The sequence below is a fragment of the Variovorax sp. LjRoot84 genome (assembly GCF_964254305.1).
Classification (GTDB): domain Bacteria; phylum Pseudomonadota; class Gammaproteobacteria; order Burkholderiales; family Burkholderiaceae_C; genus Variovorax.
On record NZ_CAXUTE020000001.1, the window covers coordinates 5,546,825 to 5,567,600 of the forward strand.

Below are 20,776 nucleotides of genomic sequence, written 5' to 3' on the forward strand. Positions count from 1 at the left end.
CCACACTGCCGGAAGCATCGACATGGTGACCGAACTTGCCCACTCCTGGTTGACCCGCAGCGCACCCGTGGCCGCTGCGCAGGCCGCCGGCCGCCCGCTGGTGGCGCTGGAATCGACCATCATCGCGCACGGCATGCCCTACCCAGAGAACGTTCGCACGGCACGCGAAGTGGAGGCCTTGATCCGCAGCCTGGGCGCCGAGCCCGCGACCATCGCGCTGATCGGCGGGCGAATCCGCATCGGCCTCGCGGACGACGAGCTCGAACTGCTGGCCCGCTCGGGCGATGCGTACAAAGTCAGCCGCCGCGACCTGCCGGCCGTGCTGGCCGGCGGCGGGCTCGGCGCCACCACCGTCGCCGCCACGATGATCTGCGCGGCGCTGGCCGGCATCGAAGTCTTCGTCACCGGCGGCATCGGCGGCGTGCACCGCGGTGCGCCGGAGAGCTTCGACATCTCGGCCGACCTGCAGGAACTGGCGAAGACCTCGGTGGCCGTGGTGTGCGCCGGCGCGAAGTCGATCCTGGACATCGGGCTCACGCTGGAATACCTGGAAACGCACGGCGTGCCGGTGCTCAGTTGCGAGCAGGACAACTTCGCCGCGTTCTACACGCGCGACAGCGGCTTTCGCGCCGACTTCAGGCTGGACGACGCGGCGGCGCAGGCACGCTTCATCCGCACCAAGTGGGACCTGGGCCTCGCGGGCGGCGTGGTGCTGAGCACGCCGGTGCCGGAAGCGGCCGCGATGCCGCGCGAGGAGATCGATGCGCTGACCCGGCAGGCGCTCGCCGAGGCCAAGGCGCAAGGCGTCACCGGCAAGGCGGTGACACCCTTCCTGCTGGCTCGCATCAAGGCGCTGACGGGTGGACGCAGCCTGGCGACCAACATCGCGCTCGTCAAACACAACGCCGAGGTGGGGGCCAGGCTGGCGCTGGCGTTGGCACGAGCGGGACGGGGAGCAGGCGCACAATGAGTGCCTCATGCGCCAGCTCCTCTTTCTTGCCATCCTGAGCACGCTCGCTCCCCTCTCCAGCGCGGAGGTGATCCGCTGTGCAGACGCGGCCGGCAACGTGAGCTATACCGACGGCACATGCCCGCCGGGCGCCAGGCCGGTGGGACGCGTGTCGGAACCCCCGCCTGCGCTGCGAGACGGAGCCGAACGTCAGCGTGAGGAGCGCGGCCCGATGGCAGCGGCCCCGAACCCGTCTCAGGCGCCGGCAGGCCCGGCCATCATCGACTCTCGCGGCGCCAGCAGCAACGAGCGGCCCGGCGATTCGCGCTGGAGCGAGCGCGGCAGCGATCCCGTGGCGATCGACGATGGATATCCCTACCCCGGCACCTATCGCCAGCCCATGCCGCGTCGCGACATGCGGCCGCGCATCCGCAACTGCGATGCGGCGGGCTGCCAGGACACGCAGGGCAACCATTACAACCGCTCCGGCCAGCTGGACCGCTACCAGACCCCCGATGGAAAGACCTGCCGGCCGGTGGGTACCACCACGATCTGCCGCTGAGCCGGCGACGCCTCAGGGCGCCACGTAGTCCGACACCACCTTCCACTTGCCGTCCACGATCTGCGACAGGCGCGACTGGTCGTTGCCCAGGCGCTTGGTGGCGGTGTAGCTGCTCTTGGGGCCGCCGAACATGTCGGGCTCGAAGGTCATGCCGTCCATCGCCTTGATGAAGCTGTCGGTCGTGAGGTTGGGGCCGGCCTTCTGCGCGGCCCTGATGAACTGGTCGATGATGGTGTAGCCGTAGACCGAGAACACGGTCGGGTCCTCGTTGAACTTGGTCTTGTACTTGTTGGCCCAGAAGCGGATCGGTTGCGACTGCTCGTCCGTGTAGGGATTTTGCGCGGTCATGGTCGCGTAGAGGCCGTCCATCGCCTTGCCGCCGAGCTTGTGGATCAGGTCGGTGTAGGCCGCGCTGGAGCCCAGGAAGGTCGGGTTGAAGCCGGTCTTGCGCGCCTCGCCGATGGTGCCGATGGTTTCGCGGATGATGGTGCCCATCACCACGAGATCGCAGTTGGCCGCCTTCATCTTCGCGACCTGCGAGGAGAAGTCGGTCGCGCCGCGCTTGAACGAAGTCTTCTCGGTCAGCTCCATGCCGGCGGTCTTGAGGCCGGCTTCGGCGCCGCGCTGCACTTCGAGCCCGAACTCGTCGTCCTGGTAGATGGTGCAGACCTTCTTGGCGCCCTTCTCCTTGATCATCTTGGGCAGCGCGTTGCGGATCTGGTCGTAGTAGGTGGCGGCGAAGGAGTACTTGAGCCGGTGGAAGGGCTCGTACATTTCGCGCGCCGCCGTGATCGGCATGAAGTTGATCACGTTCTTGTCGAACTGCACCGGCATCGCCGCCATGTTCTGCGCGGTGCCGATGTGGCCGGCCATGATGAAGATCTTGTCCTGGTTGACCAGCTTCTGCGCCGCCAGCACCGCCTTCTTGGGGTCGTAGCCCGAGTCCTCGACGAAGAGCTTGAGCTTGCGGCCATGCACGTTGCCCTGCTCGTTGAGCTCGTCCACGCGCAGCTGCATGCCGTTGCGCGACTGCTTGCCGAAGCCCGCGATCGGGCCCGAGAGATCCTGGATGGTGCCGATGCGGATCTCGTCCTTGGTGACGCCCTGCGATTGCGCGCCGGCCAGGCCGGAGCCCAGCGCGAGACCGGCGACTGCGGCCAGGGGAAACAGTGTCTTGATCTTCATACAGGAATCTCCTTGGTTGACGAACTGAACGAGTCGGCTATCGGTACATGGCCTCGATGCGGGGGGAGTATTTGGTCTGCACCAGCTTCCGCTTGAGCTTCATCGTCGGCGTGAGCTCTTCGTCCTCGGCGCTGAGCTGCGTTTCGAGCAGGAAGAACTTCTTGATCTGCTCCACCCGCGCGAACTTGGCGTTGACGCGGTCGATCTCGCCCTGGATCAGGTCCTGCACTTCCTGTGCGCGCGTGAGGCTCTCGTAGTTGCTGAAAGGCACGTCGTGGTCCTGCGCGAATTTCTCGACGTTCTCCTGGTCGATCATGACGATCACCGTCAGATAGGGCCTGGCATCGCCGATCACCACGGCATCGGTGATGTAGGGGCTGAACTTGAGCTCGTTCTCCAGCTCGCTCGGCGTGATGTTCTTGCCGCCTGCCGTGATGATGATGTCCTTCATGCGGTCGGTAATGCGGAAATACCCGTCCTCGTCGACGGTGCCGACGTCGCCGGTGTGCAGCCAGCCGTCGGCGTCGATGGTCTCCGCCGTCTTCTCGGGCAGGTTGAGGTAGCCCATGAAGACGTTGGTGCCGCGCACCAGGATCTCGCCGGTGGCCGGATCGAGCCGTACCTCGTTGTAGCCGGCGGCCGGGCCGATGGAACCCGGCTTGATGCGCGCGGCCGGCACGCCGGTGGAAGCGCCACAGGACTCGGTCATGCCCCAGACCTCGAGCATCGGCACACCGAGCGCCAGGTACCACTTGACCAGCTCGGGCGAGATCGGCGCCGCGCCAGTGACCAGGAAGCGCGCGCGGTGGATGCCGATCAGCTTGCGCGCGTTGTCGAGCGCGAGCCAGCGCGCGAGGCGGAACTTGAAGCGCAGCAGGCCGCCCACCGGCTGCCCCGCGAGCACGCGCTCGGCGATGGCGCCGCCCACGCCGATGCTCCAGCGGTAGGCCGCCTGCTGCAGGCTGCTCGCTTCCTTCAGCGCGATCATCACGCCCGAATAGAACTTCTCCCACACGCGCGGCACGGCGGTGAACACGGTGGGCGCGATCTCGCGCACGTTCTCCGGCACGGTCTCCGGGTTCTCGACGAAGTTGAGGATGGCGCCGGTGTACATCGCGAAGTACTCGCCACCCATGCGCTCGGCGATGTGGCACAGCGGCAGGAAGCACATGCGCTCGTCGTGCTCGTCCTGCGCAACCAGCATGTTGTAGCCGCGCATGGTGTGGACCAGCCCGCGATGGCTGTGCATCGCGCCCTTGGGCTTGCCGGTGGTGCCCGAGGTGTAGACCAGGATCGCCAGGTCTTCGGGGCGGCAGGCGGCGATGCGCTGTTCGAGTTCCTGCGGGTGGCTCTGGAGATAGTCGCGGCCCAGGGCGCGCAGCGCATCGAGGCTCATCACGCCCGGATCATGAAGCTCGCGCAAGCCTTCCATGTCGAACACGATCACGCGGCGCAGGAGCGGCAGCCCGGCGCGCACTTCGAGCGCCTTGTCCAGCTGCTCGTCGTCCTCGACGAAGAGCACGGTGGTGCGCGAGTCCTCGCACAGGTACTTCACCTGCGAGGCCGCGTCGGTCGGATAGATGCCGTTGGCCACGCCGGCGCAGCTGAGCACCGCCAGGTCGCACAGCACCCATTCGACGACGGTGTTGGCCAGGATCGATGCGCACTCGCCGGGCGCGAAGCCGATCGCCATCAGCCCGCCGGCGATCTCGCGCACCGCCTCGGCGGTCTGCCGCCAGCTCCAGCTGCGCCAGATGCCGAACTCCTTCTGCCGCATCCAGACCTGGTCGCCACGCGCGCGCTCGGCGTTCCAGAAGACCGCGGGAACGGTGTCGCCCTGCACCACGATCTCCTGCCGCGGCTGGATGTGAGAGAGATCCCAGAGTCCTTGCTGCTGCTGATGCTGCTTGGCCATGGTCTTACCTCCAGGTCTTCTTCTTTTTCCAGCGCCGCTCGCCGCGCACGCCCTCGTCCTTCAGGCCGAGGTAGAACTCCTTGATGTCCTCCTTTTCGCGCAGGCGCTCGCAGGTGTCTTCCATCACGATGCGGCCGTTCTCCAGCACGTAGCCGTAGTCGGAGGCGTTGAGCGCCATGTTGGCGTTCTGCTCCACCAGCAGGATGGTGGTGCCGCGCTCGCGGTTGATGCGCACCACGATCTCGAAGATCTCGCGCGTGAGCTTGGGCGAAAGGCCGAGGCTGGGCTCGTCGAGCAGGATGAGCTTGGGCGCCGCCATGATGGCGCGCGAGATCGCGAGCATCTGCTGCTGGCCGCCGGAGAGCAGGCCGGCGTCCTGCGTGGCGCGCTCGCGCAGGATCGGGAAATAGCCATAGACGGTTTCGATGTCGCGCGCGACGCCGTCGCGGTCGGTGCGGGTGTAGGCGCCCATCAGCAGGTTGTCTTTCACCGACAGCAGCGGGAACACTTCGCGACCTTCGGGGACGTGCGAGAGGCCTTGCTGGACGATATGGGCAGGATCCTTGGCGGTGATGTTCTGACCTTGGAATTCGATGCTGCCTTTTCTCGGATCGATGATTCCGGAGATCGTTTTGAGGATGGTGGTCTTGCCGGCGCCGTTGGAGCCCAGCACGGTGGCGATCTCGCCCTGGCGCACCTTGAGGCTGACGCCGCGGATGGCCTTGATGGGGCCGTAGGCGCTTTCGACGTTGAGGAGCGCAAGGACGATGTCGCTCATGCCGTCCTCCTCAATCCGCTCACATCCCCCACAGTCCCCAGATAAGCCTCGATAACCTTCACATCCGACTGCACCTCGCGCGGCGTCCCCGAGGCCAGCGCCTCGCCCATGTTCATCGCCAGCACGCGGTCCGACACCTTCGACACCAGCGACATGTCGTGCTCCACCATCAGCACCGAGATGCCGAGCTCCTGCTGGATGTCCTGGATCCAGAAGGCCATGTCCGCCGTCTCCTCGACATTGAGCCCGGAAGACGGTTCGTCGAGCAGCAGCAGCTTGGGCTCGGTGCACAGCGCGCGGGCCAGTTCCACCACCTTGCGCACGCCGTAAGGCAGCCCCGCCACCATCGAATCGCGGTGATGCTGCAGGTCCAGCAGGTCGATCACCCGCTCCGCTTTTTCGCGCGCCTCGATCTCGGCGCGGCGCGTGGCGGGCGTGAAGAAGACCTCGCTCCAGAAGCCGGTCTGGCGATGCGTGTGGCGGCCGATCAGGAGGTTGTGCAGCACGGTCGCGTGCTCGAACAGCTCGATGTTCTGGAAGGTGCGCGCGATGCCGAGCGCGGCAATGGCATGCGGCGCCTGCTGCGTGAGCGAGAGCGCCGCGCCCTCGCCGTGCCAGACGATCTCGCCCGTGGTCGGCGTGTAGATGCGGCTGATCAGGTTGAAGACCGTGGTCTTGCCGGCGCCGTTGGGCCCGATCAGCGTGAACACCTCGCCGCGCCGCACGTCGAAGCTCACCTTGTTCACGGCCAGCACCCCGCCGAAGCGCACGCTCAGGTCCCGGGCTGCAAGGAGTACATCGCCGCTCATCTCAGGCGATCCGACTTGGTGAAGGACTTCTGCCGCCTGAACAGTCCGCGGCGGTAGAACGGAAAGAGCTGCAGGTAGGTGCGGATCTTGAGCCAGCGCCCGTACAGGCCCAGCGGCTCGAACAGCACGAAGCCGATCAGCACCACGCCGTACACCAGCCCCTGCAGTCCGGGCGCCTGGCCGATCACCGGCGGCAGCCAGTCCTTGCCGAGCGCGATCAGCTGCGGCATCGCGATCAGGAAGATCGCGCCGAGAAAAGCGCCGTGCACCGAACCGAGCCCGCCGATAACCACCATCAGCAGCAGGTCGATCGATTGCAGGATGTTGAACTGGTCCGGCGAGATGAAGCTGAGCTTGTGCGCATAGAGCGCCCCGCCGAGCCCTGCCAATGCGGCCGAGATCGCGAAGGACATGGTCTTGTAGCGCGCCAGATGGATGCCCATGCTCTGCGCCGAGATCTCCGAATCGCGGATGGCGACGAAGGCGCGGCCGGTCGGCGAGCGCAGCAGGTTCAGGATGGCCAGCGTGCAGACCACCGCGATCACCAGGCACACGATGTAGAAGCCTTCGCTCGAACTGATGTCCAGCCCGAAGAGCTTGGGCGACTTCACGTGCAGTCCCGAGTTACCGCCGGTGACGCTCTCCCAGCGCGCGAACACCTCCTCGACGATGAAGCCGAAGGCCAGGGTCGCGATGCCGAGGTAGATGCCCTTGACGCGCAGGGCCGGCAGCGCGACCACCACGCCGACCGCGGCCGAGAGCGCAGCGGCCGCCACCATCGCGATCGGAAAGGGCACCCCCATGTTCGCGAGCACGGCCTGCGTGTAGGCGCCAGTGCCCAGGAAGGCCGCATGCCCGATCGAGAACTGCCCGGTGAAGCCGGCCAGGAGCATCAGGCCGAGGCCCACGATGCCGTAGATCAACACGAAGGTCAGCTGCGCGAGCCAGTACTCGGGCAGCAGCCACGGCGCCGCGATCAGCGCCGCACCGAGCAGGCTGTACCAGAACACGTGGCCGCCGTGCTTGGCCAGGCCAATGTCCTGCGCGTAGGAGGTCTTGAAGATGAAGCGCATTCAGACTTTCTTGCGCAGCTTCTCGCCGAACAGGCCATTGGGCTTCACCATCAACATCACGAGCACCACGATGTAGGGCGCCGTGTCCTTGAACCCGTCGGGCAAATAGAAGCCGGCAAAGGATTCGACGATGCCGATCACCAGCCCGCCGACGATCGCCCCCGGCAGGCTGCCGAAGCCGCCCACTACCGCCGCCGGAAAAGCCTTGAGGCCGATGAAGCCCATGTTGGCGTGCACGAAGGTGATCGGCGCGAGCAGCATGCCGGCGATGGCGGCCACCGCGGCCGCGAGCCCCCACACCAGCCCGTTGAGCCGCTTGACCGGAATGCCCATGTAGTAGGCCGCCAGCTGGTTCTGCGACGAGGCCTGCATCGCGATGCCGAGCTTGCTGTAGCGGAACATCGCGAACAGCAGGCCGCACAGCACCGCGGTGGAAAGGATGATGGCCATCTGCTCCACGTTGACCACCAGCTCGCCCAGCTTCCAGATCTGGTCCTTGTAGGGCACAGGCAGCGTGTGCGTCTCGGTGCCGATGGCGGGAATCATGGTGATCAGCCCGCGCGCCACGTAGCCAATGCCGATGGTCAGCATCACGATCGAGAACTGCGGCTGCCCGAGGATTGGCCGGATCACGACCAGCTCGAGCAGCACGCCGAAGGCGGCCATCGCCGCCACGGCCAGCAGCGCCGCCAACCAGAAGGGCAGGCCGAGCAAGGACATGCCGGCGAAGGCACAGAAGGCGCCCAGCATCATGAGCTCGCCCTGGGCGAAGCTCACGGTTTCGGTGGCCTTGTAGATCAGCACGAACCCCAGCGCGATCAGGCCGTAGATGCAGCCTTGCGCAATGCCTGAGAGCAGGAGCTGGAGGACTTGCAATCAGGCCTCTTTCATTGATACACGGCGAGTCGTCGCGAGCCGGCGAGGATGTCGCTGGGACGCAGGCCGTAGACCTGGCGGATCGAGTGGCTGAAATGGGTCGAATCGGGATAGCCGGTGTCGAGCGCGATGTCGGTCAGCGTGGCGGACTCCCGCACATGGCGCAGCAGGCTGCGGGCCCGCTTCCAGGCGCGGAAGGCGCGGAAAGGCACGCCGATCTCCTGCTTGAACAGATGCAGGAAGCGCGAGAAGGAGAGCTGCACCGAGGCCGCGCATTCCTCGGCCGAGGCCAGCAGCGCCGGGTCGGCGACGATGCGCTCGACCACCTGGCGGATGCGCGCGTCGATCGGCCGCACGACGAGCGGCTGGCCGAAGAACAGCGTGTCGAAGTCAAGGGCGTCGAAGCCGTCGCGGCCGGCGGCGGCAAGCAGTTGCGCGTGGGCCGCGCGAACGCGCTGGACGAAGTCCGGCGCCTCGACCGCGCCGCAGTGCTGCAGAAAGTTGGGCAGCTGCGCTGGATCGACCGACTCCGATTCGATCAGCAGGTTGAGGATCAGCGGCTCTTCGCTCACGACCTGGTGCGGCACCTGCGGCGGCACCACCAGCAGCTCGCCGCTTTGCCAGGCGCCGCCGCCGATGCGGATGCGCATCGGCTGTCCCGTCGGCGACACGTAGACGCCATGGCCTCCCAGGCTGCGCTCGGCCGCCGCGCCCAGCAGGCCGGCGTAGAAAACGCGCTCGCGGGTCAGCCACATGAGGCGCTCGCCCCTGCTGCCGTTGCCGCTGCGGTCGGTGTCCGTCCTGGTGCCCAAGATGAATGTCTCCTGCGCTCGCGTCGCGCTCGCAGGATCGTAGCGGCGCCGCAGCGGCGCGGCGATGTCGAGGTGCGGGGACTTTCCCTACATGCGCCCTGACTTCGACAAGCTCAGTCCGAACGGTTCCTGGTCATGCTGCCAGCGCCGCCGCAGTTCGCCGGCGCACAGCGCCACCGCCGCGTTCGCCTCGTCGAGCAGCCGGCCCATGGTGATGAAGCCATGGATCTGGCGCTCGAAGCAGACGTAGACCGCGCGGTTGCCGGCCGCAGTCAGCGCCCGCGCGTAGTCCAGCCCCTCGTCGCGCAGCGGGTCGTAGCCGGCGGTGAGCACCAGCGCCGGCGGCAGGCGCGACAGGTCGGGGTGCAAGAGCGGCGAGGCGCGCCAGTCGAGGTCGTGCTGCGCGTCGGTGATGTAGTGGTCGTGGAAATACTTGATCGTGTCGCTGGTCAGCACATAGCCCTGACCGTTGCTGGTGTGCGAAGGGTGCACGCAGCGCATGTCGGTTGCCGGGTAGATCAGCAACTGGAAGGCGATGGGCAGATCGCCCGCATCGCGCGCCGCGATCGCCACCACCGCCGCGAGGTTGCCCCCGGCGCTGTCGCCGCCGACCGCGAGGCGATTTGCGTCCACGCCGAGCGAATCCGCTTCCTTGCGCACCCAGTAGGTGGCGGCGAGCACGTCGTCCACCGCGGCCGGGAAGCGATGCTCCGGGCCCATGCGGTAGTCGACTGCGATCACCGCGCAGCCCGAGAGGTTGGCAAGCTCGCGGCACAGCGTGTCGTGGGTGTCGAGGTCGCCGATGGTCCAGCCGCCGCCGTGGTAGTAGACCAGCACCGGCACCGAGGCGCCGGCCGTGCTGCCCAGTGGACGGTAGAGCCGCAATGGGATCGCGTCGTGCGGGCCGGGCGCGCTGAGCTCGCGCACCTCCGCCACTTCGCCGGGCTCCGGCTGCGTGACCGCGCGCCGGTCGCGGTAGAACTTGCGCGCATCGGCCGGCGTCAGCGTGTGGGTCGGCGGCACGCCGCGCTGCACCAGCAGGTCAATGAAGGCTTGGGCTTGGGGATGCAGCATGGCGGACTCCTGGAAGGGCCGGAACTCAGGCCTTGCGCGGCTTGACGCGCGAAGCGGCTTCCTTCGCGTTGCGGCGCGCCGTCTCCACATCCGCCGCATGCGCCAGCGCCACGCCCATGCGCCGCTTGACGAAACTTTCGGGCTTGCCGAACAGGCGCACCTCGCTGCCCGGCACCTGCAGCGCGTGGGCCACGCCTTCGAAGGCAATGCCGGTCGCGTCCACGCCGCCATAGATCACCGCGCTGGCGCCCGGGCTCTTGAGCGCGGTGTCCACCGGCAGGCCCAGGATGGCGCGCGCATGCAGCTCGAACTCGTTCTGCCACTGGGTCGCCATGGTCACCATGCCGGTGTCGTGCGGCCGCGGGCTGACTTCGCTGAACCAGACCTCCTCGCCCTTCACGAACAGCTCGACGCCGAACAGCCCCTGGCCGCCGAGGTCGGCCGTGACCGCCTGCGCGATCTGCTGCGCCTTTTGCAGCGCAGCCGGCGCCATCGGATGCGGCTGCCAGCTCTCGACGTAGTCGCCGCTCACCTGCACGTGGCCGATGGGCTCGCAGAACTGCGTCTGGACCCGGCCTGCCGCGTCGAGCGCGCGCACAGTCAGGAGCGTGATCTCGTAGTCGAAGTCGATGAAGCCCTCGACGATCACGCGGCCGTGGCTCACGCGGCCGCCGGCCATCGCGTAGTCCCAGGCCTTCTGCACGTCGGCAGGGCCGTCGATCTTGCTCTGGCCCTTGCCCGAGCTGCTCATCACCGGCTTGACGATGCACGGATAACCGATGCCGGCGTCGATCGCCGCCTGCAACTCGGCCAGCGAATCGCAGAACTTGTAGGGGCTGGTCGGCACGCCCAGCGTTTCGGCGGCCAAGCGCCGGATGCCCTCGCGGTCCATCGTGAGGCGCGCCGCGCGCGCGGTCGGGATCACGCGCACCGTGCCCGCGTCTTCCAGCTGCTGCAGCATGGGCGTGGCGATGGCCTCGATCTCGGGCACCACGAGCTGCGGCTTCTCGGCCTCGATCAGCGCCTTCAGCTGATCGGGGTCGCTCATCGTGATGGTGCGCGCATGGTGCGCCACCTGCTGGCCGGGCGCGTTCTCGTAGCGGTCGACGGCGATGGTCTCCACGCCCAGCCGCTGGAGCGCGATCAGCACCTCCTTGCCGAGTTCGCCGGAGCCGAGCAGCATCACGCGGGTTGCAGAGGGGGAAAGAGGGGTTCCGAGGGTCGTCATGGTGACCACTTTAAATCACGGGCTGACCCACAATGGCGGATTTTCAAGGAGCATTCGAAATGACGATTCAGACGGTCGGCATCATCGGCGTGGGCACGATGGGCAACGGGATCGCGCAGGCCTGCGCGGTCGCAGGCGTGAAGGTGGTGATGGTCGACATCGCGCAAGCCGCGGTCGACAAGGGTCTCGCCACCGTGGCCGGCAGCCTGGACCGCCTGATCAAGAAGGACAAGCTCACGGCCGCCCAGAAGGATGCGGCGCTGGCGCTGATCAAGGGCTCGACGAACTACGAGGACCTGAAGAGCGCAGAGCTCGTGATCGAGGCCGCGACCGAGAACCACGAACTCAAGCTCAAGATCCTGAAGCAGATCGACGCCATGCTCGCGCCCGAGGTCATCATCGCCTCCAACACCTCGTCGATCTCGATCACCCAGCTGGCAGCGGCGACCTCGCGGCCGGACCGTTTCATCGGCATGCACTTCTTCAACCCGGTGCCGATGATGGCGCTGGTGGAGATCATCCGCGGCTACCTCACCAGCGACGCCACGCACGATGCGGTGAAGGCGCTGGCCGTGACGCTGGGCAAGTCGCCGATCACCGTGAAGAACGCGCCGGGCTTCGTGGTCAACCGCATCCTGGTGCCGATGATCAACGAGGCCTTCTTCGTGCTGGCCGAAGGCATTGCGAGCGCGGAAGACATCGATGCCGGCATGAAGCTCGGCTGCAACCAGCCCATCGGCCCGCTGGCGCTGGCCGACATGATCGGGCTCGATGTCTGCCTGGCGGTGATGGAGGTCTACCTCGAGCAGTTCGGCGATTCGAAGTACCGGCCCTGCCCGCTCTTGAAGGAGATGGTCGCGGCAGGCCAGCTCGGCCGCAAGACCGGGCGCGGCGTCTACACCTACTAAGAAGCACTACTCGCACCCCATGCTTCATGCGCCGGGGTCGGGCCTGCCCGATGAACAACTACTAAGAAGCACTACTCGCACCCCATGCTTCATGCGCCGGGGTCGGGCCTGCCCGATGAACAACTACTAAGAAGCACTACTCGCACCCCATGCTTCATGCGCCGGGGTCGGGCCTGCCCGATGAACAACTACTGAGCCCGCCATGACCGCCATCCCCACCACGCCCCCGCCCGAAGGCTGCATCGACACCCAGGTGCTCGACCACGTGCTCTTGATCGGCATCAACCGCCCCGCCAAGCGCAACGGCTGGACGCCGCGCATGTTCCGCGAGCTGGCCGAGGCCTACACACGGCTCGACGACGACCCGAGCCTGCGCGTGGGCGTGCTGCATGCCTTCGGCGATCACTTCACGGCCGGGCTCGACCTGCCGGCCGTGGCCGAGTACATGAAGCGCGGCGAGAAGGCGATTCCCGAGGGCCTGGTGGAGCCGCACGACTTCGGCCTGCCCGGCTACCGCCGCCGCGAGAAGCCGATGGTGGTCGCGGTCAAGGGCATCTGCTTCACGGTCGGCATCGAGCTGATGCTGGGCGCCGACATCGTGGTGGCGGCCGACAACTGCCGCTTCTCGCAGATGGAGGTGCAGCGCGGCATCATGGCCACCGGCGGCGCGACCCTGCGCATGGCCGAGCGCGCCGGCCTGGGCAATGCGATGCTGCATCTGCTCACGGCCGACGAGTTCGACAGCGCCGAGGCCTATCGCCTGCATTTCGTGCAGAAGGTGGTGCCGGCCGGGCAGGAGCTGGACGAGGCGCTGCGCATCGCCCAACGCATCGCGGCCCAGGCGCCGCTCGCGGTGGTCGCGACCCGGCTCAACGTGATGAAGGCGATCGAACAGGGGCCGCTCGCGGCGGTGGCGGATTTCATTCCGGTCCAGCAACGGCTCGCCAACAGCGAGGACGCGGACGAAGGCGTGCGCTCCTTCGTCGAGCGGCGGCCGGCGCGTTTCAGCGGGCGCTGAGCACGGCGGCGCAGGACGCCGCCTTTTCCGGCAATATGCGCTTACCATTTTGATTGCACACAATTCAATTGACAGCTATAATTCAGCCCATGCCTTCCACGCCCTCCGCCGACGACATGCTGCGGCTCGACAACCAGCTCTGCTTTGCGGTCTATTCCGCCTCGCTGGCGATGACCAAGCTGTACAAGCCGCTGCTCGACAAGCTCAAGCTCACCTATCCCCAGTATCTTGTGATGCTGGTGTTGTGGGAGCGTGACGGTCTCATGGTGTCGGAGCTGGGCGAGCGGCTCTCGCTCGATTCGGGCACGCTGACGCCGCTCCTGAAGCGCCTCGAGGCCAACGGCCTGGTGGCGCGCATCCGCGACGTGGCCGACGAGCGGCGCGTGCACGTCAGTCTCACGGCCGCCGGGCGCAAGCTCAAGGCGCGCGCGGCGAGCGTTCCGGCCTGCCTGATGGCCGCCTCCCAGTGCTCGGTCGAGGAGCTGGTGGCGCTCACGCAGCAGATCCAGCAACTGAGGGATCGCGTCAAGGCCGCCGCATAGGTTCCCCCCCGCTTCGGCCCGCCGAAGCATTTTTTCTCCCCCCAACCAACCTGAAGGAATCACCATGGCCACGAAGCTCGACAAAGTCCTGTACACCGCCCAGTCCCACACCACCGGCGGCCGCGACGGCGGCGCCGGCAAGTCCAGCGATGACGCGCTCGACGTCAAACTGAATCCGCCCGGCTCCGGCAAGCCCGGCACCAACCCCGAACAGCTGTTCGCGGTCGGCTACTCGGCCTGCTTCATCGGCGCGATGAAGGCCGTGGCGCCCAAGATCAACGTCAAGGTGCCGGAAGACGTGGCGGTGGACGCCAGCGTTTCGCTCGGCCCGATCAACGAGGGCAAGGCCTACGGCATCGCGGTCAAGCTGGCGATCACGCTGCCGGGCCTCGACGACGCGCAGAAGAAGCTCCTGGTCGACACCGCCCATCAGGTGTGCCCGTACTCGAACGCCACGCGCGGCAACATCGACGTCGAACTCTCGATCGCCTGATCGCTCCCGTCGGAACTGCGGCCGGCGTCACGCAGGTGACGCCGGCCGCAGCTTTGGACATGACAGGCGTCATGCGCCTGCGCTAAGGTGGTTGCCATGAACGCCACCACCCTCCTGATCCGCAAGGATGATCTCTCTGCCACTCGCGTGCGCGCCGACGACGACGCGCCCCTGGCCGACGGCCAGGTCCGGGTGCGCATCGACAGCTTCGCCCTCACCTCCAACAACATCACCTACGCCGCCTTCGGCGAGTCGATGAACTACTGGCAGTTCTTCCCGACCGGTGAAGAGGGGTGGGGCTCGATCCCGGTCTGGGGTTTCGGCTCGGTGGTGCAGTCACTGCACCCGGGTGTCGCGGTGGGCGAGCGGCTCTACGGCTATGTGCCGATGGCATCGAGCGTGGTCCTGACCCCCGAGCGACTGTCGGCCGCCCGCTTCACCGACGGCGCGCCGCACCGCGCGGCGCTGCCGGCCGTCTACAACCAGTACTTCCGCGCCGCGAGCGATCCGCTCTACAGCGCCGACACGGAAGACCTGCAGGCCCTGCTGCGGCCGCTGTTCATCACCTCCTGGCTGATCGACGACTTCTTCGAGGACAACGATTTCTTCGGCGCCAGGCCGGGCATCGCCCTGCTTTCGAGCGCGTCGAGCAAGACGGCCTACGGCACCGCCTTCCAGATGCATCAGCGCCCCGGCATCGAGGTGATCGGCCTCACCTCCTCTGCCAACAAGGCTTTCTGCGAAAGCCTGGGCTGCTACCACCGCGTGCTGGCCTACGAGGAGCTCGACCAGGTCGCGGCCGACGCGCCCTGCGTCTACGTGGACTTCGCGGGCAACGGCGAACTGCGGCGCGCCATCCACACGCGCTTTACCCAGTTGAAGTACAGCTGCTCGATCGGCGGCACGCACGTCGAGCAGCTGGCCGCGAGCGGCAGCGGCAAGGACCTGCCCGGCGTGCGCGCGACGCTGTTCTTCGCGCCGGCCCAGATCAAGAAGCGCACCGGGGAATGGGGCGGCGACGAATTCGGACGGCGGATGGTCGAGGCCTGGCGCAATTTCATCGCGCAGGTGACCCGGCCCGCCGCGCCGTGGCTCGTCGCCCAGCACCACGAGGGGCCCGAAGCGGTGCAGGCCGCTTACGCGCAGGTGCTGTCGGGCCGCGGCGATCCGCGCACCGGGCACATCTTGTCGCTTTCCAGGGCTTCGAGCTAGCGACAATGGGCGGATGACCTCATCCGCCGAGAAAGCCAGCGCCCATCCCTACGAAAGCCTCACGCCCGACGTGGTGCTGGACGCGCTCGCCGGGCTCGACCTGCACGGCGACGGCCGGCTCATGGCGCTGAACTCCTACGAGAACCGCGTCTACCAGGTGTACCTGGAGGACCGCAGCGCGGTGGTGGTCAAGTTCTACCGCCCCGGCCGCTGGAGCGATGAACAGATCGCCGAAGAGCACGCCTTCTCCACTGAGCTCACGGCCGCCGAGGTGCCGGCCGTCGCGCCGCTCGAGTTGCAGGGCGCCACGCTGCACCACCACGGCGGCTTCGCCTTCAGCGTCAGCCCCTACCGCGGCGGGCGCGGGCCCGAGCTCGACGACTTCGAGGTGCTCGAATGGGTGGGCCGCTTCCTCGCGCGCATCCACACGGTCGGCGCCGCGCGGCCCTTCGAAGTGCGGCCGGCGCTGGACCTGCAGAGCTTCGGCATCGCCTCGCGCGACTGGCTGCTGGGCCACGAGATGATCCCGCTCGACGTGCAGCGCGACTGGGAGAAGACCTGCAACACCGCCTTCGAGATGATCGAGGGCACCGCGCTGGGAACGGCCGCCGATACCGACCTGAAGAAGCTCCGCCTGCATGGCGACGTGCACCCCGGCAACATCCTCTGGACCCCGACCGACCGTCCCGACGGCGGCCCGCACTTCGTCGACCTCGACGACGCGCGCACCGGCTTCGCGGTGCAGGACTTGTGGATGCTGCTGTCGGGCGAGCGCCCGCAGCGCACCGCGCAGCTGAGCGGCCTGCTCGAGGGCTACGAGCAGTTCCGCGAATTCGACCGCCGCGAGCTGGCGCTGATCGAGCCGCTGCGCACGCTGCGCCAGATCCACTACAGCGCCTGGCTCGCACGGCGCTGGCGCGACCCGATCTTCCCGATCAACTTCCCCTGGTTCGGCTCGAGCGACTACTGGAAGGAGCAGATCCAGATGCTGCAGGACCAGTGCGAGGCGATGGCGGAGGAGCCGCTGTACGCCTGAAAGCGCGCCGACGCGATCAGGACTCGATCGGCAGCCCCAGGCTCAGCGGCACATGCAGGTAGCCGCGAAAGCGCGCACGGCCGCCACGCACCACCGGCCCGCAGAGCCCGTAGTCGGGAAAGCGCGCCAGGAAGGCCGCGATCGCGACCCGGCCCTCGAGCCGCGCGAGGTTCATGCCCACGCACTGGTGCGTGCCCGAGCCGAAAGCCAGATGCCGGTTCGGCGAGCGCGTGATGTCGAGCCGATCGGGCGCATCGAACACCGCCGGATCGCGGTTCGCCGCGCCGATGGCGAGCGTGATCTGCGTGCCGGCCGGCACCTCGATGCCGCCGACCTTGGCGGCGACGGTCGTGATGCGATTGCCCAGCTGGTTGGAGCTCTCGAAGCGCAGGAATTCTTCGATCGCGCTTCGGATGAGCGAGGGGTCATCCAGCAGACGATGCTTCTCCTCGGGCCATTCGAGCAGCGCGACCAGGCCGTTGCCGATCAGGTTGGTCGTGGTCTCGTGGCCGGCGTTGAGGATGAAGATGCAGTTCTGGTAGAGCTCGTTCTCGCTCAACTTGTCCTGTCCTGAGCCTGTCGAAGGAGCCTGTCCTGAGCCTGTCGAAGGAGCCTGTCCTGAGCCTGTCGAAGGGTCCTCCTCGCCCTGGATCAACCGCGTGAGCACGTCGTGCGCCGGATCGCCGGGATGGCGCCGCCGCTCGGCCACCAGCGCGCGCAGATAGGCCACCATCTCGGTCACGGCGCGGTTGCCGGCTTCCATCTGCGCCTCGGTCAGCCGCGGCTCCAGCGCGCCGAGGATCGCGAGCGACCAGTTGCGCAGCGGCTCGCGCTCGTCGCGCGGCACGCCCAGCAGGTTGCCGATGATCTCCACCGGAATCGCGGCCGCGAAGTCCTCGATCAGGTCGACCTCGCCGCCGGCGCGCTGCCGCTCTTCCATGCGGTCGAGCAGGCCGTTCACCAGGTGCACGAGCCCATCCTCCAGCGACTCGATGGCCTTGGGCGTCAACGCACCGGCGATCAGCCGGCGCACGCGCGTGTGCAGCGGCGGGTCGTTGAACACCAGGCTGGTCGTGTGATGCGCGTAGAGCGGACTGCCGGCGCCGTACTTGGGCGCGTACTCGGCGCGCTTGTCGGAGCTGAAGGTGTGCGTGTCCTTGTAGACCGCCACGCAGTCGGCATGCCGCGTCAGCAGCAGCGAACCGTCGGGCATGCGCCGCACCGGCGTCGATTCGCGCAGCGCGGCGTACCAGGGATAGGGGTTCTCGTAGAAGGCCGGGCCGAGGCTGCGCAAGTCGAAGCCCGACAGGTCGGGCGCTTGCGAGGACTCGGTCAGGCTCATGTCACACCAGCAAAGCGTTGACGCGCCGCACGTACGCGGCCGGGTCGGCCGGCAAGCCGCCCTCGGCCAGGAGCGCCTGGTCGAACAGGATGTTGGCCAGGTCCTCGAAGTGCTCGGAGCCATCGAGCTTCTTGACCAGCGGGTGCTCGGCATTCACTTCCAGCACCGGCTTGAGTTCCGGCGCCGGCTGGCCGGCCTGCTTGAGCATGCGCGCGAGCTGGGTGCTCATGCCGCCGTCCTGAACCACCAGGCAGGCCGGCGAATCGACCAGGCGCGTGGTCACGCGCACGTCTTCGGCCTTGTCCTTGAGGGTCAGCTTGAGCCGTTCCAGCATCGGCTTGAAGGATTCGGCCGCCTCTTCCGCAGCCTTCTTCTCGGCCTCGTCCTGCAGCTTGCCGAGGTCGACCGCGCCCTTGGCCACGCTCTGCAGCGGCGTGCCATCGAACTCGGTGAGGTAGTTGAGCGCCCACTCGTCGACGCGGTCGGTCATCAACAGCACCTCGATGCCCTTCTTCTTGAAGATCTCGAGCTGCGGGCTGTTCTTGGCCGCGGCCGGGGTGTCGGCCGTGATGTAGTAGATCGCTTCCTGGCCTTCCTTCATGCGCGACTTGTAGTCCGCGAAGCTGACGCTCACGGTGTCGCTGGTGCTCGATGCGAAGCGCAGCAGCTTGGCGATGCGCTCGCGGTTGCCGAAGTCTTCGCCCAGGCCTTCCTTGAGCACGGCGCCGAACTCGGCGTAGAACTTGGCGTACTTGCCCGATTCGTCGCTGTACTCGGCCGCGGCTTCAGCGGCCAGCGTGGTGTCCGCGTCCTTCTTGTCGACCGCATCGGTCACACCCTCGCCCGGCTCGGGCGCCGGCACGCTCTCGCCGGAGCCGACATCGAGCTTGCCCTCGTGGCTCTGGCCGGCCGCCTTCTGCTTTTTCGCCAGGTCCTCCAGCATGCCGAGCACGCGCTTGGTGCTGCCTTCGCGGATCGCCTTCACGTCGCGGCTTTCCTGCAGCAGCTCGCGGCTCACGTTGAGCGGCAGGTCGGCCGAATCGATCACGCCCTTGACGAAGCGCAGGTAGCTCGGCAGCAGCGCCTCGGCGTCGTCCATGATGAAGACGCGCTTGACGTAGAGCTTGACGCCCGCGCTCTTCTCGCGGTTCCACAGGTCCATCGGCGCCTTGGACGGCATGTAGAGCAGCTGCGTGTACTCGGTCGTGCCCTCGACGCGGTTGTGGCTCCAGGCGAGCGGCGGCTCGAAGTCGTGGCTGATGTTCTTGTAGAACTCGACGTACTGCTCTTCGCTGATGTCCTTCTTCGGCCGGCTCCACAGCGCATTGGCCTGGTTGACCGGCTCCCATTCGCCGGTCTTGACCATCTGGCCGCCCTTGTTCTCCTCACCCTCTTTCCACTCCTCCTTCTCCATCAGGATGGGCAGCGAGATGTGGTCGGAGTACTTGGAGATGATGGACTTGAGCTTCCACAGGTTCAGGTATTCCTCGGCATCCTCGCGCAGATGCAGCGTCACGCTGGTGCCGCGCTGCGCTCGCGCGATGGTGTCGACTTCGAAATCGCCGGCGCCTGCGCTGACCCAGCGCACGCCTTCCTCGGCGGGCAGGCCCGCGCGGCGCGACTCGACCGTGATCTTGTCGGCCACGATGAAGCCCGAGTAGAAGCCCACGCCGAACTGCCCGATGAGCTGGGCATCGGCCTTCTGGTCGCCCGAGAGCTTGCTCATGAACTCCCGGGTGCCGCTCTTGGCGATGGTGCCCAGGTGGTCGATGGCCTCCTGCTGGGAGAGGCCGATGCCGTTGTCGGCAATCGTGATCGTCTTGGCTTCCTTGTCGAAGGAAACGCGCACCTCCAGCGTGGGCTGGTCTTCATACAGGGCCGACTGGTCGATGGCCTCGAAACGCAGCTTGTCGCAGGCATCCGACGCGTTCGAGATCAGCTCCCTCAGGAAGATTTCCTTGTTGGAGTAGAGCGAATGCGTGACCAGGTGAAGCAGTTGCGCGACTTCGGCCTGGAAGGGGAGTTTGGTCTTGGAAAGGGTCATGGCACGAGAAGAAAAAGGACGGTCGCCTCAGGCGAATCGACAACTTTACAAGACCCCGCCGCGGCGAGCCATCCGAAAGAAATGCCCGGCTTCGCAGATGGAATGCTGCACGGTGAGTGGCAAAGGCACGACAGATCCCAAAGTACTACATCGTAACTATTTAACGAAAGTTCTCTTCTCGTTATGCATGAGAACTAAATAGCGCCCGAACTTGTAGGCCATCGCCTACATTTCACCCGGCACCGAAACCAACCACTTACTCCACCGCTCATGAAAAAACTTATTCTGGTCACCGCGCTTGCTGCCATCGCCCCCCTGGCCGCGCAAGCCGAATCGAACTTCGTCACCGGCTCGGGCGCCCAGAGCGCCGCCGCGAAGCTCGACTTCAAGGTCGTCGTTCCGAAGGTGCTCTTCCTGCAAGTCGGTACCGGCACCAATCTCGCCAACAACGCGACCGTGGACAACGTCACCTTCGACGTGCCGGCAGGCGCTATCGGCAACGGCACTGCCGTGGCCGGCACCGGCGGCGACCTGGCCGGCGGCGGCGTCACGGTGCGTGTGCTCGGCAACAGCGGCACCGTCAGCCTGACCAACGCGACCACCGGCCAACTGAGCAGCGGCGTCGCCGGCAACCCGACCGTGCCGTGGGCCGACATCGTCGTGACCGCAGGTGCACTGGCAACGACCACCACCGGCTACACCAACGCGGCCATCGCCCACCCGCCGTTCAACGACGCAGCCGGCGGCGGCGCGTCGGCGACGGCCACCACGCTGGCCGCCTCGGCCGGCCTCGTGCGCCGCGAAGGCAGCTGGACCTTCGCCTATGCCAACACGGCCACGCTGCCGGCCGGCACCTACGGCGACACCGTGGGCAACAACGGCCGCGTGACCTACACCGCGACCGCGCCCTGATCGCCAAC

20 protein-coding genes are annotated in these 20,776 nt (G+C 67.1%); 9 read left to right on the forward strand and 11 right to left on the reverse strand.

Annotated features, from left to right (window positions below):
* The first annotated feature begins 22 nt into the window (after positions 1-22).
* Both ACSQ9I_RS27355 and ACSQ9I_RS27360 read left to right on the forward strand, forming a co-directional pair.
* Positions 23-970 carry a pseudouridine-5'-phosphate glycosidase gene (locus tag ACSQ9I_RS27355; protein WP_436315838.1) on the forward strand — a complete coding sequence of 316 codons (948 nt, stop codon included), beginning with the start codon at positions 23-25 and terminating at the stop codon, positions 968-970.
* A gap of 7 nt (positions 971-977) precedes the next feature.
* Complete coding sequence (locus ACSQ9I_RS27360) at positions 978-1,511, forward strand: DUF4124 domain-containing protein (protein ID WP_436305712.1); 534 nt, start codon at positions 978-980, stop codon at positions 1,509-1,511.
* A gap of 12 nt (positions 1,512-1,523) precedes the next feature.
* Here the strand turns inward: ACSQ9I_RS27360 and ACSQ9I_RS27365 are convergent, their stop codons facing one another.
* The 9 genes from ACSQ9I_RS27365 to purT form a co-directional block, all read right to left on the reverse strand.
* The gene (locus ACSQ9I_RS27365) at positions 1,524-2,696 is read right to left on the reverse strand and encodes an ABC transporter substrate-binding protein (RefSeq protein ID WP_436315198.1); all 1,173 of its coding nucleotides are present in this window, start codon (positions 2,694-2,696) and stop codon (positions 1,524-1,526) included.
* Positions 2,697-2,733: 37 nt separating this feature from the next.
* Positions 2,734-4,611 (reverse strand): AMP-dependent synthetase/ligase, encoded by a 1,878-nt coding sequence (locus ACSQ9I_RS27370; RefSeq protein WP_436305713.1) that lies wholly within the window; start codon positions 4,609-4,611, stop codon positions 2,734-2,736.
* 4 nt (positions 4,612-4,615) lie between these two features.
* Complete coding sequence (locus ACSQ9I_RS27375; RefSeq protein ID WP_436294041.1) at positions 4,616-5,389, reverse strand: ABC transporter ATP-binding protein; 774 nt, start codon at positions 5,387-5,389, stop codon at positions 4,616-4,618.
* A complete protein-coding gene (locus tag ACSQ9I_RS27380; protein WP_436294040.1) occupies positions 5,386-6,198 on the reverse strand; it encodes an ABC transporter ATP-binding protein in 813 nt (270 codons plus the stop codon). The genes ACSQ9I_RS27375 and ACSQ9I_RS27380 overlap by 4 nt, the downstream gene beginning before the upstream one ends.
* Positions 6,195-7,271, reverse strand: a complete 1,077-nt coding sequence (locus ACSQ9I_RS27385; RefSeq protein ID WP_436294039.1) for a branched-chain amino acid ABC transporter permease — start codon at positions 7,269-7,271, stop codon at positions 6,195-6,197. The genes ACSQ9I_RS27380 and ACSQ9I_RS27385 overlap by 4 nt, the downstream gene beginning before the upstream one ends.
* Entirely contained in the window at positions 7,272-8,147 is an 876-nt protein-coding gene (locus ACSQ9I_RS27390; protein ID WP_436315199.1) for a branched-chain amino acid ABC transporter permease, read from the reverse strand.
* An 11-nt stretch (positions 8,148-8,158) separates the two neighbouring features.
* The gene (locus tag ACSQ9I_RS27395; protein WP_436315839.1) at positions 8,159-8,902 is read right to left on the reverse strand and encodes a helix-turn-helix domain-containing protein; all 744 of its coding nucleotides are present in this window, start codon (positions 8,900-8,902) and stop codon (positions 8,159-8,161) included.
* Positions 8,903-9,046: 144 nt separating this feature from the next.
* Positions 9,047-10,033 carry an alpha/beta hydrolase gene (locus tag ACSQ9I_RS27400; protein ID WP_436315200.1) on the reverse strand — a complete coding sequence of 329 codons (987 nt, stop codon included), beginning with the start codon at positions 10,031-10,033 and terminating at the stop codon, positions 9,047-9,049.
* Positions 10,034-10,058: 25 nt separating this feature from the next.
* On the reverse strand, positions 10,059-11,261 hold the full coding sequence (gene purT, locus ACSQ9I_RS27405) for a formate-dependent phosphoribosylglycinamide formyltransferase (RefSeq protein WP_436305716.1): 1,203 nt from the start codon (positions 11,259-11,261) through the stop codon (positions 10,059-10,061).
* Positions 11,262-11,320: 59 nt separating this feature from the next.
* Between purT and ACSQ9I_RS27410 the strand changes: the two genes are divergently transcribed.
* From ACSQ9I_RS27410 to ACSQ9I_RS27435, 6 genes are all read left to right on the forward strand, one after another.
* Positions 11,321-12,169, forward strand: a complete 849-nt coding sequence (locus ACSQ9I_RS27410) for a 3-hydroxybutyryl-CoA dehydrogenase (RefSeq protein ID WP_436315201.1) — start codon at positions 11,321-11,323, stop codon at positions 12,167-12,169.
* A gap of 202 nt (positions 12,170-12,371) precedes the next feature.
* Positions 12,372-13,187, forward strand: a complete 816-nt coding sequence (locus ACSQ9I_RS27415) for a crotonase/enoyl-CoA hydratase family protein (RefSeq protein ID WP_436315202.1) — start codon at positions 12,372-12,374, stop codon at positions 13,185-13,187.
* A gap of 89 nt (positions 13,188-13,276) precedes the next feature.
* Complete coding sequence (locus tag ACSQ9I_RS27420) at positions 13,277-13,729, forward strand: MarR family winged helix-turn-helix transcriptional regulator (protein WP_093108396.1); 453 nt, start codon at positions 13,277-13,279, stop codon at positions 13,727-13,729.
* A 64-nt stretch (positions 13,730-13,793) separates the two neighbouring features.
* Positions 13,794-14,222 (forward strand): organic hydroperoxide resistance protein, encoded by a 429-nt coding sequence (locus ACSQ9I_RS27425; protein ID WP_093108395.1) that lies wholly within the window; start codon positions 13,794-13,796, stop codon positions 14,220-14,222.
* A 96-nt stretch (positions 14,223-14,318) separates the two neighbouring features.
* Positions 14,319-15,434 (forward strand): DUF2855 family protein, encoded by a 1,116-nt coding sequence (locus ACSQ9I_RS27430; protein WP_436315203.1) that lies wholly within the window; start codon positions 14,319-14,321, stop codon positions 15,432-15,434.
* A gap of 13 nt (positions 15,435-15,447) precedes the next feature.
* Positions 15,448-16,470 (forward strand): serine/threonine protein kinase, encoded by a 1,023-nt coding sequence (locus tag ACSQ9I_RS27435; RefSeq protein ID WP_436315204.1) that lies wholly within the window; start codon positions 15,448-15,450, stop codon positions 16,468-16,470.
* Between the two features lie 16 nt (positions 16,471-16,486).
* Here ACSQ9I_RS27435 and ACSQ9I_RS27440 read toward each other — a convergent pair whose 3' ends face one another.
* The gene (locus ACSQ9I_RS27440; RefSeq protein WP_436315205.1) at positions 16,487-17,812 is read right to left on the reverse strand and encodes a cytochrome P450; all 1,326 of its coding nucleotides are present in this window, start codon (positions 17,810-17,812) and stop codon (positions 16,487-16,489) included.
* A gap of 1 nt (position 17,813) precedes the next feature.
* Positions 17,814-19,856, reverse strand: a complete 2,043-nt coding sequence (gene htpG, locus ACSQ9I_RS27445) for a molecular chaperone HtpG (protein ID WP_436315206.1) — start codon at positions 19,854-19,856, stop codon at positions 17,814-17,816.
* A 270-nt stretch (positions 19,857-20,126) separates the two neighbouring features.
* On the opposite strand from htpG, the gene ACSQ9I_RS27450 reads away from it, so the two are divergent.
* The gene (locus tag ACSQ9I_RS27450) at positions 20,127-20,768 is read left to right on the forward strand and encodes a hypothetical protein (protein ID WP_093108390.1); all 642 of its coding nucleotides are present in this window, start codon (positions 20,127-20,129) and stop codon (positions 20,766-20,768) included.
* Positions 20,769-20,776 lie beyond the last annotated feature (8 nt).

What these genes read in the sequence shown, in the direction of transcription:
- ACSQ9I_RS27440 (WP_436315205.1), bottom strand. Translation starts at nt 17,812, where the DNA reads ATGAGCCTGACCGAGTCCTCGCAAGCGCCCGACCTGTCGGGCTTCGAC.
- ACSQ9I_RS27420 (WP_093108396.1), top strand. Translation starts at nt 13,277, where the DNA reads ATGCCTTCCACGCCCTCCGCCGACGACATGCTGCGGCTCGACAACCAG.
- purT (WP_436305716.1), bottom strand. Translation starts at nt 11,261, where the DNA reads ATGACGACCCTCGGAACCCCTCTTTCCCCCTCTGCAACCCGCGTGATG.
- ACSQ9I_RS27430 (WP_436315203.1), top strand. Translation starts at nt 14,319, where the DNA reads ATGAACGCCACCACCCTCCTGATCCGCAAGGATGATCTCTCTGCCACT.
- ACSQ9I_RS27360 (WP_436305712.1), top strand. Translation starts at nt 978, where the DNA reads ATGCGCCAGCTCCTCTTTCTTGCCATCCTGAGCACGCTCGCTCCCCTC.
- ACSQ9I_RS27400 (WP_436315200.1), bottom strand. Translation starts at nt 10,033, where the DNA reads ATGCTGCATCCCCAAGCCCAAGCCTTCATTGACCTGCTGGTGCAGCGC.
- ACSQ9I_RS27425 (WP_093108395.1), top strand. Translation starts at nt 13,794, where the DNA reads ATGGCCACGAAGCTCGACAAAGTCCTGTACACCGCCCAGTCCCACACC.
- ACSQ9I_RS27365 (WP_436315198.1), bottom strand. Translation starts at nt 2,696, where the DNA reads ATGAAGATCAAGACACTGTTTCCCCTGGCCGCAGTCGCCGGTCTCGCG.
- ACSQ9I_RS27385 (WP_436294039.1), bottom strand. Translation starts at nt 7,271, where the DNA reads ATGCGCTTCATCTTCAAGACCTCCTACGCGCAGGACATTGGCCTGGCC.
- ACSQ9I_RS27370 (WP_436305713.1), bottom strand. Translation starts at nt 4,611, where the DNA reads ATGGCCAAGCAGCATCAGCAGCAGCAAGGACTCTGGGATCTCTCTCAC.
- ACSQ9I_RS27450 (WP_093108390.1), top strand. Translation starts at nt 20,127, where the DNA reads ATGAAAAAACTTATTCTGGTCACCGCGCTTGCTGCCATCGCCCCCCTG.
- ACSQ9I_RS27375 (WP_436294041.1), bottom strand. Translation starts at nt 5,389, where the DNA reads ATGAGCGACATCGTCCTTGCGCTCCTCAACGTCGAAAGCGCCTACGGC.
- ACSQ9I_RS27355 (WP_436315838.1), top strand. Translation starts at nt 23, where the DNA reads ATGGTGACCGAACTTGCCCACTCCTGGTTGACCCGCAGCGCACCCGTG.
- htpG (WP_436315206.1), bottom strand. Translation starts at nt 19,856, where the DNA reads ATGACCCTTTCCAAGACCAAACTCCCCTTCCAGGCCGAAGTCGCGCAA.
- ACSQ9I_RS27410 (WP_436315201.1), top strand. Translation starts at nt 11,321, where the DNA reads ATGACGATTCAGACGGTCGGCATCATCGGCGTGGGCACGATGGGCAAC.
- ACSQ9I_RS27435 (WP_436315204.1), top strand. Translation starts at nt 15,448, where the DNA reads ATGACCTCATCCGCCGAGAAAGCCAGCGCCCATCCCTACGAAAGCCTC.
- ACSQ9I_RS27380 (WP_436294040.1), bottom strand. Translation starts at nt 6,198, where the DNA reads ATGAGCGGCGATGTACTCCTTGCAGCCCGGGACCTGAGCGTGCGCTTC.
- ACSQ9I_RS27395 (WP_436315839.1), bottom strand. Translation starts at nt 8,902, where the DNA reads ATGTGGCTGACCCGCGAGCGCGTTTTCTACGCCGGCCTGCTGGGCGCG.
- ACSQ9I_RS27415 (WP_436315202.1), top strand. Translation starts at nt 12,372, where the DNA reads ATGACCGCCATCCCCACCACGCCCCCGCCCGAAGGCTGCATCGACACC.